Annotated in this window: 9 protein-coding genes; 2 read left to right on the top strand and 7 right to left on the bottom strand. The window is 46.7% G+C overall.

The window, feature by feature from the left end; all coding sequences use genetic code 11:
* Window positions 1–77: 77 nt before the first annotated feature.
* Window positions 78–4,313: a PAS domain-containing protein gene (locus QUB24_RS18290; RefSeq protein ID WP_333154598.1), complete on the bottom strand. Its 4,236-nt coding sequence runs from the start codon at window positions 4,311–4,313 to the stop codon at window positions 78–80.
* Between the two features lie 850 nt (window positions 4,314–5,163).
* Between QUB24_RS18290 and hemG the strand changes: the two genes are divergently transcribed.
* Window positions 5,164–6,651 (top strand): protoporphyrinogen oxidase, encoded by a 1,488-nt coding sequence (gene hemG / locus QUB24_RS18295; protein WP_333154599.1) that lies wholly within the window; start codon window positions 5,164–5,166, stop codon window positions 6,649–6,651.
* Window positions 6,652–6,769: 118 nt separating this feature from the next.
* Here the strand turns inward: hemG and QUB24_RS18300 are convergent, their stop codons facing one another.
* From QUB24_RS18300 to QUB24_RS18320, 5 genes are all read right to left on the bottom strand, one after another.
* Window positions 6,770–7,462, bottom strand: a complete 693-nt coding sequence (locus QUB24_RS18300; RefSeq protein WP_333036365.1) for a response regulator transcription factor — start codon at window positions 7,460–7,462, stop codon at window positions 6,770–6,772.
* Window positions 7,463–7,567: 105 nt separating this feature from the next.
* On the bottom strand, window positions 7,568–9,862 hold the full coding sequence (locus tag QUB24_RS18305) for a hypothetical protein (protein ID WP_333154600.1): 2,295 nt from the start codon (window positions 9,860–9,862) through the stop codon (window positions 7,568–7,570).
* 423 nt (window positions 9,863–10,285) lie between these two features.
* Window positions 10,286–10,453 carry a photosystem II assembly protein Psb34 gene (psb34, locus tag QUB24_RS18310; protein WP_106333461.1) on the bottom strand — a complete coding sequence of 56 codons (168 nt, stop codon included), beginning with the start codon at window positions 10,451–10,453 and terminating at the stop codon, window positions 10,286–10,288.
* Between the two features lie 69 nt (window positions 10,454–10,522).
* The gene (locus QUB24_RS18315) at window positions 10,523–11,329 is read right to left on the bottom strand and encodes a thiazole synthase (protein WP_333154621.1); all 807 of its coding nucleotides are present in this window, start codon (window positions 11,327–11,329) and stop codon (window positions 10,523–10,525) included.
* A gap of 199 nt (window positions 11,330–11,528) precedes the next feature.
* Window positions 11,529–12,047 (bottom strand): CdiA C-terminal domain-containing protein, encoded by a 519-nt coding sequence (locus QUB24_RS18320; RefSeq protein WP_333146453.1) that lies wholly within the window; start codon window positions 12,045–12,047, stop codon window positions 11,529–11,531.
* 45 nt (window positions 12,048–12,092) lie between these two features.
* Here QUB24_RS18320 and QUB24_RS18325 point away from each other — a divergent pair, with 45 nt between their 5' ends.
* A complete protein-coding gene (locus tag QUB24_RS18325; RefSeq protein WP_333154601.1) occupies window positions 12,093–12,794 on the top strand; it encodes a Crp/Fnr family transcriptional regulator in 702 nt (233 codons plus the stop codon).
* Window positions 12,795–13,038: 244 nt separating this feature from the next.
* Here the strand turns inward: QUB24_RS18325 and QUB24_RS18330 are convergent, their stop codons facing one another.
* Window positions 13,039–13,374, bottom strand: coding sequence for a cupin domain-containing protein (locus QUB24_RS18330; protein WP_333154602.1), 336 nt, complete (start codon window positions 13,372–13,374; stop codon window positions 13,039–13,041).
* Window positions 13,375–13,536 lie beyond the last annotated feature (162 nt).

Genomic DNA, 13,536 nt, shown 5'->3' on the forward strand with positions numbered 1-13,536 from the left:
AGTAAACAGTCAACAGTCAACAGTGAACAGTGAACAGTCAACAGTCAACAGTCAACAGTCAACAGTCAACTGACTAATTACCTCTGCCGAATTGGAATCTCGATCGCAAATTCAGTTCCCTCTCCCGGCGCGGAAATGCACTGCAGCGTCCCTCCGTGTCTTTCCACCACAATCTGATAGGAGATAGACATTCCCAAACCTGTACCTTTGCCTACTGGTTTAGTAGTAAAAAACGGGTCAAATACCCGACACTTAACAGACTCTGCCATGCCAGACCCGTTATCTGAAATTACGATCGCCACCCGATTGTTCTCCAGCAACTCCGTGCGAATCCGAATCCACGGCAATGCGGAGCAACTTAAAGGTAAACTAGCAAAATCTTGCCGTTCCTCTTCCGAATAACTAGACAATTCCAACTTCCTCTGCCGGACATCTGCTAAAGCATCAACAGCATTATTTAAAATATTCATAAACACTTGATTTAACTGTCCCACGTAGCACTGTATCTGCGGTAATTTTCCATATTCTTTAACTATTTGAATATGACGATTTCTGCCATTTTCTTTAATCTTGTGTTGCAAAATCAACAGAGCACTGTCTATTCCTTCGTGAATATTAACACGCTTAAGATCGGATTCTTCCAGGCGCGAAAAATTACGCAAAGACAGAACTATTTGGCGAATGCGATCGGCTCCGGTTTGAATTGAATTCAGCAGGTGCGGGAAATCCTCTTTCATGAATTCCAGTTCTATTTCTTCTGCCAAATCTTGGATAACCGCAACAGGTTCCGGGTAGTGTGCTTGGTACAAACTGCACAGTTCCAGCAAGTTTTTGGCATACTCACTAGCGTAAGTGATATTACCGTAAATAAAACTGACAGGATTATTGATTTCGTGAGCAATTCCCGCCACTAGCTGTCCCAAACCCGACATTTTTTCCGCTTGAATTAGTTGAGCTTGAGTCCTGCCTAATTGTTTCAATGTTTGCTCTAGCTGGCGATTTTTATGTTTTAATTGAGCTTCGGCTTGTTTGCGCTTGGTAATATTGCGGGCTAAAATAATAATCTGATCTGAATTAAACGGCAACAGTCTGGCTTCATAAGTTGTTTCTCCTTCCGACATGGAAAGCGAATATTCTATATCGATTGAGTTTCTTGTTTCGGAAACTTCAAAGATTGCTTGGGCAAATTGGCAGGCGACATTGTGTGGCAATATGTCTGTCATTCGTTGACCCATAAAATGTTCGGGAGGTACGTATAAATTCGAGGAAGTTCCTGACAAATAATCCACAATGATACCGTCAGCATCTAGTCGAAAATACAAATCAGGCAAAGCGCGAAAAACTGCTTCTAACTCTAAAGTTTTTTGGCGCAATGCTTCCTCGGCGTAGTACCGATCGCTAATATCAAAAATCACCCCGTCCAAATAGCAAACGTTTCCCTCTGCGTCGAACACAGGAGAACCTTTATCCCAAACCCATTTAACCGTGCCGTCTGCTGCTAGCAAGCGGTATTCCAAGTTATAAGACTCTTTGTTTTCTATGCTTTGCCGAATAGTTGCTTCTACTTTTGCCAAATCTTCCGGATAAATAATGCTAGCAAAAGTCCGGCCTCTCCTGTCCAAAAGCCAAATAAAATCTGCCGCCGGGTAGCCGGTTAATAAGTAAACGGCATCGCTAATAAAATTAGTCGAAAAATCGCACTTCCAGCGATAAACAACTCCGGGAATATTAGCAACCAAAGACCTAAATCTTGATTCACTTCTACGCAAAGCTGCTTCCGATTCATGTCGTTCGGTAATATCGTGAGCGAAAGCTAGCACTGCAAATACATTACCTTCAGCGTCGCGTAGGGGAAGTTTTTGGGTATCAAAAATATGTACTGAACCGTCAGCAATAGTTGCCGGATCGCAGGGATTGTGGATGATTTCGCCGGCTAGTACAGCAGAGTCGTCTGTGCGGAAGCCTCGGATATTTTGGGCGGAATTCCCAAACACGAGCTCTTCGGAAAATCCTAATTCTAAATCGGATTTGCCAATTATCTCTTCGACTGTTTTGCCGATCGCTTGAGCGAAACTTCTGTTAGCCAAAATACAGCGAAAGTTTTTGTCTTTGGCTAAAATCCAGTCGCTAGTTTTGTCTATTACTGTACGCAGGAGTTGTTCGGAACGTTCGGTTTTTTCCAAAGACGCCTGCAGTTCTAGTTCTAGGCGCTTGCGAGCAGTAATGTTTTCAAAAGCAACACCGACGCAGTTGTTGGGTAATGGAAAAGCTTTAATAGAAAAAGCGCGAGTTATTCGACCCCCTTCATCGCAGTCAATATCTTCAAGTTCTACGGCTTTCTGGGTGCGAATTACCGAAGCAAATGCTTGGGGAATGTTTTTCGATCGCAGTTGGGGAAAAATCTCGTCGATTGTCATTCCCAAAACATCAGCCATTTCTAATCCGGTAAATAGGGTAGCCGCAGGATTGGAGGCGATCGCCCTGAGAGTGCTGTCATCGTCTATATTTTCTAAATGGTAGACGTACAAACCAATTTGCATATTCTCCACAATTTGGTCGTAGAGGCGCACGCTTTCGTCTACCTGCCTGCGTTCGGTAATATCTTCAGTAATCCCCAAAACGTACTGAGGACGCCCTGCAGCGTCGAGAATTGGCACTTTGCGGGTGTGCAGTATTCTCATACCTTTGTGGCGAGTTTGGATCGGCTCTTCGGCTATGTCTTTAACAGTAGATTGGTTGTGCTCACCGGTCAATATTTCCCTGTCTTGAGCAGTAAAAACATCAGCTTGTTCTTTGGGGTAAATATCGTAGTCATTTTTGCCGATCGCCTCTTGAGAGGTAACACCGGCGATCGTTTCTCCCGCTTTATTCCACAGCACAAATTTCAGCGAAGAAGCATCTTTAGCAAAAACTCCCACCGGCAGATTTTCTACTACGGAATTGAGGAAACCTCTAGCTGATTTTAATTCAGCTTCGGCACGCTTGCGTTCGATGCCTAAAGCAATGACATCAGCAACCGATGCTAAAGTTTCCTGAAAAGGTGCACTCAGCGGCTGGCGGCTGATAATTACCATGACTCCCACCAGCCGTTCTTCGACTATCAAAGGGTAGCCGGCGAAGGTTATAATTTGGTTGGGAATTTGGCAATTTGTCGGCTTTTGACTGGTGTTGATAATTGCTACTTCGGACTTTTGCGCCTCTGTTGCTTTCGGGGATTCTTCCTCTGGGAGTCCAAAATTGTTCAGTTCAAATCCGCAGTCAAATTCTGGTTTTTGCTGTTTGGCGATCGAGTTAACCTTACTTTCAATAAAGCTAGCGCGATCGTGTGTGCGGCTGTAGATTCCCGATACTGCTTGCAATTGGCAAACATTATGTTGAGTGTTGAAAGTCCAAATTTCCGCCGAAGTGACATCGAGATTTCGCACCATTGCCTCGCAGCAGGGAAGCAGGATATCTTGAGGGTGTCTGGTGAGGGCAATACCCACATCGGCTACCATGGCTGTGAGGCGAGAAGCTTGGGCTTTTTCTGCTTCCAACCGTTTGCGATCGGTGATATCTTCCACCAAAGAAAGCACGGTAAAAGTGTCGCCACTGCGAATAATCGAGTTGAACCAGCGACACCAAATCACCTGTCCGCTTTTAGTATAGTTGCGGTTAATTGAAGTATTACCGTTGCCGGTGGCTAGTTCAAGCTCGATCGCGCTTACAGCCTCTCTATCTTCTTCGCAAACCAAATCTAAATCGCCAAAGTGCTTGCCCATCATATCATCGGCTGTCCAGCCAAAGATTTCCTCGGCGCGTTTCGACCATTGAACTATCCGAAAATCTTCATCCCAGCCCACCATTGCCAGGGGACTGTTAGCTGCATTCAACCACAGTAAATGATTCGATCGGCGCAACTGTTGAGTTTTCTGCTGCTGCCAGCGGTAATGCCTGGTGATATCTCTACCGACGCCCAAAACCCGCATCTGCTTGCTAGAGGCATCCACCGCTGGCGTGTAAGCAGTTTCGTAAATTTTAATCCCGCCGTCTGCCGTCGTCACCTCATGAATTGCCAGCCGCTTTTCCCCGGTAATAAATACTTGTTGCAGGCAAGAATCAATCTGCGAGATTATATTTTTGACAGCAGCATTATTGGGATATAATTTTAATAATTCCTGATTAGTTTTGTTGACTATTTCAGCAGGCTCCAATCCCATCCAAGCAGCAGCGACTGGATTTATCGATAGGTAATTTTGCTGTCGATCGCACTCTAGGAAAGCATCAACAGAGTTAGAGAAAAAAGACTGAAACGAGTTGATAACTTCCTGCATGGGTATTTTTTCATGAGAAAAGCTTAGTATTATGAAAACCTCGTGTCTTTAGACTCATATGTTGCCCCATTTTCAATAAGCTTTTATGGGCGGGCAGGATGCCCAACCCCTACTCCCCACAAGAAATTAACTCTTTGTGGAACAGGCCGGAAAGCCTGTTAAGCGAGAATGGTGCAAGATGTGAGTAGACCGATCGAGGAAAACACTCATCAGGCAGTTTTAACCGCCTTGAATATTGATTACTTCTACAGGGGGCTACTTGGTCACTTGGTACTTTTATGATCTACTTTCAACGGAAGAATTACCGTTTCAAATATTTCACGCGCGATCTCATAGCAGCTTGAGCTACACCCATATTTTTGATAACCTAATCAGTTAAGACGATAGCTGGTCAACTATGTCTTTTGATTAGGGCATAAAGCCCCATCTCTTCCGAGCGGGGTGCTGACTTGCTTAAGCTCTCAAATTTTCCTAAAGTTAGTTTAACCCACTCAAATCTTTTTGGACACTGTACTGCTGCGTTTCCCGGTGCAATTTTCGGCGCTGTTGCCTATAATACAAAAATTTTAAAGAAATAGTATTTTTGGGAATATAGCTTAATAACAGCAGATGCTCTTTTTTTAAACCAGACCCAGCGGATACAAAAGCGAGATCGAGAGACGGGGAGACGGGGAGGTGGGCAGATGTTAATCCACAACCTGCGAGAAAAATGCTTAAGAAATGCCCGACAGCTTACCGATTCCCAATTCCCATTTGGGTAATCTGAAAGCGGTTTGGCAGTACGCCCAGCAAAGAACGCAAGCCGTGCAAAGCCATGTAACATAAAGATTGCGATATTTTTCTATGTAATATGGAACTATTAGATACCTTGATTGTGGGTGCGGGTATTAGCGGTTTGAGTTTGGCGCACGCACTTCACAAGGAAGCAACGAGTGCATCGCCGCTGAAGATTTTAGTCGCTGAGAGTCAGGGACGTGTGGGCGGGAACATCACCACTGTGACAGCCGAAGGGTTTCTCTGGGAGGAGGGCCCGAACAGTTTTTCGCCGACGCCAGAATTGATGAAGTTGGCTGTGGATGTGGGATTGAAGCAAGAGTTGATTTTTGCCGATCGCAAATTGCCTCGTTTTGTTTATTGGCAAAAAAAGCTGCAACCGGTGCCGATGACTCCACCGGCGATGATTCAGTCTCAGTTACTGAGTTTTCCGGGGAAACTGCGGGCGTTGTTCGGGGCTTTGGGATTTGTCGCGCCGGCAATGGGCGATCGACTTTCGCAGCAGGGTAACGAGGAAACTGTTTCTCAATTTTTCCGCCGTCATCTGGGGACGGAAGTGATGCAGCGGTTGGTGGAACCTTTTGTTTCTGGGGTTTATGCGGGCGATCCGCAACAACTTAGCGCGGCGGCGGCTTTTGGCCGGGTAGCAAAGATGGCTGATCTGGGTGGCGGGCTGATGGCGGGGGCGCTGCTTTCTGCTAGGAAAAGACCCCCCCAACCCCCCCTTACCAAGGAGGGGCTAAAGACTGTTGCAGACCCGAATGTGCCTAAGACTAGGCCGGGGGAGTTGGGTTCGTTCAAACAGGGGTTGAAGGCTTTGCCAGAGGCGATCGCTGCTGAATTGGGCGATCGAGTGAAACTCAACTGGCACCTGACTCGCCTCCAGCGTACAGAACGCGAAACTTACATTGCTGTATTCTCGACGCCCGACGGACCGCAGGAAGTTGAGGCGCGTACCGTGGTTTTGACCACGCCGGCTTATGTTACAGCCGATTTGTTGCAGCCTCTGCAACCGGAAGTTAGCACTCCTTTACAAGCTTTTACTTATCCTACGGTTGCCTGCGTGGTGTTAGCATATCCGCATTCTGATGTCAAGGGTAAATTAGTAGGTTTTGGAAATTTAATTCCGAGGGGGCAGGGAATTCGCACTCTGGGGACGATTTGGACATCAAGTTTATTTGCCGATCGCACGCCTGGGGGCTGGCACACTCTCACCAGTTTCATCGGCGGGGCAACAGACTCGGAAATTGGCAATCTCGACTCAGAAGAAATCGTTCGGGAGGTGCACCGAGATTTGTCTCGGATTTTGCTGAAACCAGATGTGCCACAGCCCAAAGTTTTAGCGGTGAATGTGTGGAAGCGGGCGATTCCTCAGTACAATTTGGGGCATTTCGATCGCCTGCAACAAATCGATGAAGGCTTAAAATCTTTGCCGGGGGTGTATTTGTGCAGTAACTACATTGGCGGCGTGGCTTTGGGAGATTGCGTGCGAAGGGGTTTTGAGCGTGCACGAGAAGTGGGCGAGTATTTGCAGAAAAAACAATCAGATACTCGATCGATCTGAATTATTGTGTGGGGAGGGCGGGTTTACAAATATCGAGGATGTGAATCAGAGATATTGGTGAACCCGCCCCTATACAGCCTTCTGCCTGGTGTTCCGGCGGACATGCCGGCGAATGCTACTAGGTTGTTGGCTCAAACTTGTAACCCACCCCCCTGACGGTTTGAATCATCGATATTTGAGTGGCATCTGGTTCAATTTTGCGGCGAATTTGACCTATATGGACATCCACCACGCGATCGGCTCCTACATACTCGTAGTCCCACACTTCATGCAGCAATTCCGATCGCCTCCACACGCGACCGGGTTTGCTGGCCAAACAGTACAGCAGATCGAATTCTAAAGCAGTCAAAGCAACTATCTGACTGCCGAGAATTACCTCGCGGCGAACCGGATCTATTAGTAGCTCTCCAAAAGTAAGAGTTTGTTGTTCAGCGGGAGTAACAATGCGTTTGCGCTTCAAAATTGCTGCAACGCGAGCTCCAATCTCTACAAGACTAAAAGGTTTAGTAATGTAGTCGTCAGCACCTTCGGCAAACCCTTTCATTTTGTCAGCTTCATCGGTTCGGGCAGTCAGCATCAACACAAACACGCCCGTGCGTCTTTGCATTTCTTGACACAGTTTGTAGCCAGTTGTATCAGGTAAATTTACATCTAGAACTACTAAGTCAGGATTGAGTTGCTCAAATAATTCCAGACCCGTCTGACCGTCCTCGCCAGACTCAACTTGATAACCTTGCTGGCTCAAAAAACGGTGAATTAAATTTCGGATTGCCGGGTCGTCATCAACCACAAGGATTTTTACAGGGGCCATGACCACAAGTTTGCTTGAAGAATTAGGCAAGAAGATTCAGCCATAATAATAGAAAACTGGATACAAATCTCGAAAAAATTGAGCTTTTAATAGTTATAGCCATATTTATAACCTACGCAAGATTTCGGGCAATAAATCTCCGGGAACTTTGGATAAGGCTAAATTTTGGCCTGGCAGCCCACATTCACTATAGAAAGCTCTAATCGTTTTGACAATATAGCTCAATGCTGTTTGCCGGGAATCAGCAGCTTGGGAGTTTGCCGCGGCTTGCAAGTTGAGTTTATCCCCATATATTAACCCTTTGTCATTGAGATATTGTCCCCATTCGGCGCACACTTGCAACTGGTGGTGCAGTGCTGCTTCTAGATGGCTTGTCTGTGCGACTTTGTTAGTGGCGAAATCTGGGTCTGTGGCTAGTTGATAGTGGGCTAGTCCGAGATTGTTGCGGGCGGCCAAGGCGTCAAAAGTGAGTTTGGTTCGATCGAGCTCTCCGGCGATCTCCAGGGCGGCTTCGTAGGCGGTAATCGCCTGCTGCAATGATTCCGTCCGCGCCAGTTTCTGCTGAAACTGGTTCGCCAAATGCCAATAAGCGGTACCGAGATTGTTGTAGGTGGCGGCTGCTGCTGCGGGTACTAATTCTCGGGTGCGGTATTTCAATGCTTCGCGGTAGGCGGAAATCGCCCTGACTAGCAGGGGTTCTGAGGGTTGGTGCTGGGCGAGGTTCCAGCAGGCGGTACCGAGGTTGTTTTGCACTCCGGCATAGTTGAGGGGTTCTCGTTCGGGACTGTAGCAGGAGAGGGCTTGGGTGTAAGCTGCGATCGCGCTTTTGAGATATACGATCGGCTCACCATCTTGGGCTAAATTCCAGTATGCTGTCGCCAAATTATTCTGAGCAGCAGCGTACTGCTGAGGCTCCACGGCGGGGTCTAGATCCAGCAGCGCTTGTTGGTAAGCTGCAACTGCGTGCTGCAAGTTCTCTGTCTTGTCTCGATAGCGGGCTAAATCGGCCGAGGCGATTCCCAAATTTTTGTTTAATCTAACGCGGGTTTGGGGTACGGTTTCGGCATCTGTTCGGTTCAAACCTTCAAGGTAGAGGGCGATGCTGCGTTCAAGGCTGGATACCGGATCTGAGGCGTTATGCTGCGTGCGATCGCGCGACAGCATCCAGTAAAGAGTGCCGAGATCGTTGAGCAGATCGGAAATTGGCGGTAGGCTGTTGGACTCCTGGGCGTACTGAGTTAAATTTTCTGTCAATTGGGCAATCAGTCGCGCGCATTCCTCAGTTAGTGGTTGATTTTGCTGCGAGTTACTGTCAACGTCGAGATAGGCAATCACTTGTTCGATCGCGCGAATGGCGATTGTCAGGTTTTGCTCTGAAACGTCTCCGCCCAGAATGCGATCGCGGTAGTAATTTCCCAAACCGTGATAAGCCAAAGCCAATGCTTCACAACAACACTGATGTTCTTGCAGCAGTTCGATGTATTGCAGGGTTTGCAGCGGCAGAAAATTCTCCTCTGATGCGGCATTATTTTCGGCTGCCAAATCCTCAGAAGCTGCTGCTAGCACCAAATCTGCCAGTTGGAGGGATTTAGAATCTGGCGCTGGGGACGGGGGATAGGAAATTGGTGGGGATTGTTCGTCATCTGCCAGTTGGAGGGATTTAGAATCTGGCGCTGGGGACGGGGGATAGGAAATTGGGAATTGTTCATCGGGAATTGGGGATTGTTCGTCGGGAATTGGGGATTGTCCAGACAAAGAAGATATTAAAAGTTGGTTGCCAAAGTTTCCGCTGTCCCGCAAGTTTCGCAAGTCTCCTGAGTTCCCGAAGTCCTCAAAGTGCCCGAAGTCTCCCTTAGCTGGAGTTGGTTCGCCTTCAAACTCAAATACTCCGGTTCGCCAGTGCCAAAATTCTGGGGCCGATTGCTCGATCGAACTTAGCCAGGGGCGCGACACCCACAGCAACAGAGCAGACTCGCACAATTGCAGGTGTGCTTCAATGTCCCTCAAATAGCTCAGGAACGACCACTGCACGGAGGCTGACTGCCTGGTCAGGTGTTCGGCCCCGAGAATTTGAAATCCCGGCAAACGGCTGTAGCTGCCTCTGTTTTGCGGCGGTGGGTGGTGGGTCAGCCACGCGGCGATCGAACCCCAAGGATTTGGATCGCTCAAGTCGAGTTCCAAACTGACAAATCGGGGGTAGTCGATCGGGGAGCGAGGATCGGAGCCTGCGCTCTCTGCGATTAATTCTGTGTGCAAGCGGGCAGCCAGACAGTCCCGCAAGCACAAGTCGTCGCAGGCGGCGATAAAAATTTGACGGCGTAAATTGAGGTCGATCGCCTGTTTCAAGCGTTGGTAGATCAGCTTGTTCGAGCTAGAAACTCTTTGGGAAGGAATAGACATCAGGATCAGCCGATTTTAGATTTTAGATTTTAGATTTTAGATTTTGGATTGTAGATTTGAGAGTTGAAAGTTGAAAGTTGAAATCTCGATCGCTCATAACTCGCAACTAAGCCCCGAAGGCAGTGAATCGCACCGGTGATGACCTTCATGATTGTAGATTTTCAATTGGCAATTTTATGTGGGTGGCGAACCAGTGTGATTAAGTGCAACCCAAGTCCCTGAACCCGACAGCCGAGAGAAAAACACCAAATTTATGCTGGTCTTATTTAGCTTTCCCGCTCGCTCGGCACGCTTCAGGATTGTCGCAACTACCTGCTTTGTATTGAAACACAAAAACCATGTTTCCATTGGTTGGAAAACATGGTTTGCTGAAGGATTATTTAAAATTGCGATTTGAAGCAGCTTTGAGTCTCAGCCCAGCTTTTAGACGGAAGCAGCCACATACACCAAACCAGCGACCAACATGGCTGCTGCAATTCCCATGATGATATAGTTCCGTTGCTGGTTCTTGTTGGGAGGTACGGCTTCATACACCTTCGGCTCTTTAGCAAAGTTGTTCAGGCGTCCATCGTCATCTTTGATGTAAGGCATCAGTCACAATCCTTAATATTTTTGATGTTTACAACTGTACCAAAAAAGCGCCCAGGAAAATTCGGCCATTTATTTGGAGGTGACAGTGCCTGTTTGGGGAGAAGAGGCGATCGCGTAATCTTTGATCGGCATTCTGCCTGCTAAGTACGCCATCCGCCCCGCTTCTGCGGCCATTCCCATTGCTTTTGCCATTGCCGGGGAATTTTGGGCATTGGCGATCGCCGAATTAATCAACAGTGCATCGGCTCCCATTTCCATTGCTCGCGCCGCTTCGCTGGGGGTTCCGATACCCGCATCGACTACCACAGGAACCTTCACCGTGTCAATAATTATTTGAATGTTGGCCGCATTGTTGATCCCTTGCCCGGAACCGATGGGCGAACCTAAAGGCATGACTGTCGCACAACCGACTTCTTCTAGGCGTTTTGCCAGCAGGGGATCGGCGTTGATGTAGGGCAAAACGGCAAAACCTTCTTTAACTAATTGTTCTGCAGCTTCCAAAGTGCCGATCGGATCGGGAAGCAAATATTTAGCATCGGGAATCACTTCTAATTTGACAAAATTATTGTCTTCTTGCCCTAAAAGTTTCGCCATTTCCCGCCCCAAACGAGCTACTCTAATCGCCTCATCCGCAGTTTGACAACCGGCAGTATTTGGCAGCATCCAGATTTTAGTCCAATCGAGAGCCTCTGCCAATCCTTCATGCCCCGGAGCATTTGTTTGCACTCGCCGCACAGCTACAGTCACAATTTCGCACCTGCTAGCGTTGACACTTTGCTGCATTTCTGCGATGCTGCGATATTTTCCCGTCCCCGTCATCAAGCGAGAATGAAAAGTTTTGCCAGCAATAACCAGAGGTTTGTCTAAAGATGGCATTTCTGTATCTACTGGATAGCCAAAAATGCTGTACTCAAGTGCCTCTTCCCAGTTTTTTCTGCCTCCCAGCATTGCTTCAAGCTGCCAACCTTCTTTGATAGTTAGATCGTCGCGGGTAACAGCATATAAAATTTGCCCTACAGTAATTAATTTAGCATCTCGCGGCATATTATTTTTCAACCCGCACTCTACGATTTCTTTAAATTCGCTGAAATGGTCTTCCATTTTGCCAGTCTTCCCTTGTAATGAGTTGAATTTGTTTGCTGTTGGCAACAAAAAATATTTGTTGAATCTGATTTTGGGTATCCCAAAACAGACCTTGTTTGATGCCAGCGTTGATTTTCCAGACATCGTAATTTTCTCGGTTGATGTGAAAAACAACTACTGATGCACCTTGATTTTTGGCCCTGCTGATTCCTTCTTGAACTCGATACCTGATGTTCCTCGTAGATTCTGTTAACTCCTTAAATTCGCAAATCTCACCGTCTATCTCAGCATCTGGGGTTCTCACACCCTCTGCTGCTTGCTCGCTCAACATTCTAACTCTCTTCCCTATTTTAGCCAAAACTTCAGCAAGAAAGATTTCCGAATTATTAAGATTATGTTGTTGGTGGATGAGCACAAATCCGCCAGCTATCTCATCAAAATAATATCGCCGATATTCTGGTTCTGCATTTTCGTAGATGGCTCTGCTTGTTTCGATATATTCTGAATTCACCGTTATTATACTGTCAATAGACTCCGATCGGGTAGAGTTAAAGGTATGAAATCAACTGTTGAGCAACTGGCTAAAATTGGAATATTTACCAGCTTAAACCAAACTGAATTAGAGCGATTGCAAGAACATACAGCAATTCGGACTTACCGACAGGGAGAAGTTGTGATGTATGAGGGCGATCGCATCCCCGAAAAATTATACACTCTTTTGAGCGGTTCTCTGCGGGTTGCAAAAACAGCGGCGGCGGGCAAAGAAACAATTCTCCGCACTTTATTTCAGGGAGATATTTTTGCCGCACCTGCTTTGCTAGGCAACGGCATTGCCCCCGCAACGGTGACTGCAGAAACTGATGTCCAAGTTCTTACCACAGAACGGGAAGTTTTGCTAGCAGCAATTCGAGAAAATCCTGAGATTGCTTTACGAATATTGGCGGTGTTTAATCAGCGGTTGCAGCAACTGCACGAGACAGTGCACGGTTTGGTGTCGGAAAGGGCGATCGTGCGGCTGGCCCGATTTATTCATTACTTTGGCGTCGAGCAAGGTACGAAGATTGCGGATAATAGTGTATGTTTAGAAAAACGTTTTCCCTACTATCAAATTGCTCGCAGTATTGGAATTACCTACGAAGAATGCGTGCGGTTATTTAAGAAACTCAAGCCGTTTGTCTCCTACAGTCGAGGCGGTAAAATTATTGTATTGGATTGGGAAAAATTGGAGGATATCGCATCGGGAGAAGAAATAGAATAAATGTTAAAATCCCAATGCTCGTAGGGGCGGGTTTTACCAACAATTTACGTCTCAAACTAACAATCTCGTAAACCCGCCCCGCCCCAACTGATGATGCTACGGGACATGATTTCACAAACAATATTTGACGGCAACTCACGATCTACATAAACCCGCCCCGATTCACGGGTTGTGGGGGGCGGGTTTATGAGATGATTGATTTTAGGCAAGTATGAAACCCGCCCCCCAAGCAATATTGCGGAAATTAATTAGCCTCGGAAAGTGTCAAAATAAACGCCAAATTTTCTTCGGCTTTCAAAGCGTGAAGAGCTTTACCAGGCATGAAGATAAACACCCCCGGTTCCAAAACAATATCCTTGCCTTCAAGAGTCAAAATACCTTTTCCTTCGATGACATTAACTGTGGCATTCCGTGCCGAAGAGTGTTCCGAAATTTCCGTTCCGGCTGCCAAACAAAATAAACTGTACTGACAATTTTTGTCTTTGACTAAAATTTTGTTCAGCACTCCGGCGGCGGGATATTCAATTGCGTCTCGGAGTTGGATTGCTGAAGATTGTAGCGGTAAAAGAGTAGTAGTCATAGTTTTTGACAATTAATTAATTTGGTCACAAGTCTCGAATTTATCAGTGGCTTCACTTTCTTCCATCGAAAATCGAAAATCGATTAATTTGGTCATGAACCCCCGGATTTATCAGTGGCTTCACTTTCTTCAATCGAAAATCGAAAATCGATTAATTTAGTC

Source organism: Microcoleus sp. B9-D4 (assembly GCF_036705105.1).
Classification (GTDB): domain Bacteria; phylum Cyanobacteriota; class Cyanobacteriia; order Cyanobacteriales; family Microcoleaceae; genus Microcoleus.

Bases quoted from the DNA above. Each gene is read 5' to 3' on its own strand.
- QUB24_RS18325 (WP_333154601.1), top strand. From the start codon at position 12,093: ATGAAATCAACTGTTGAGCAACTGGCTAAAATTGGAATATTTACCAGC.
- psb34 (WP_106333461.1), bottom strand. From the start codon at position 10,453: ATGCCTTACATCAAAGATGACGATGGACGCCTGAACAACTTTGCTAAA.
- QUB24_RS18300 (WP_333036365.1), bottom strand. From the start codon at position 7,462: ATGGCCCCTGTAAAAATCCTTGTGGTTGATGACGACCCGGCAATCCGA.
- QUB24_RS18315 (WP_333154621.1), bottom strand. From the start codon at position 11,329: ATGCCATCTTTAGACAAACCTCTGGTTATTGCTGGCAAAACTTTTCAT.
- QUB24_RS18305 (WP_333154600.1), bottom strand. From the start codon at position 9,862: ATGTCTATTCCTTCCCAAAGAGTTTCTAGCTCGAACAAGCTGATCTAC.
- QUB24_RS18290 (WP_333154598.1), bottom strand. From the start codon at position 4,313: ATGCAGGAAGTTATCAACTCGTTTCAGTCTTTTTTCTCTAACTCTGTT.
- hemG (WP_333154599.1), top strand. From the start codon at position 5,164: ATGGAACTATTAGATACCTTGATTGTGGGTGCGGGTATTAGCGGTTTG.
- QUB24_RS18330 (WP_333154602.1), bottom strand. From the start codon at position 13,374: ATGACTACTACTCTTTTACCGCTACAATCTTCAGCAATCCAACTCCGA.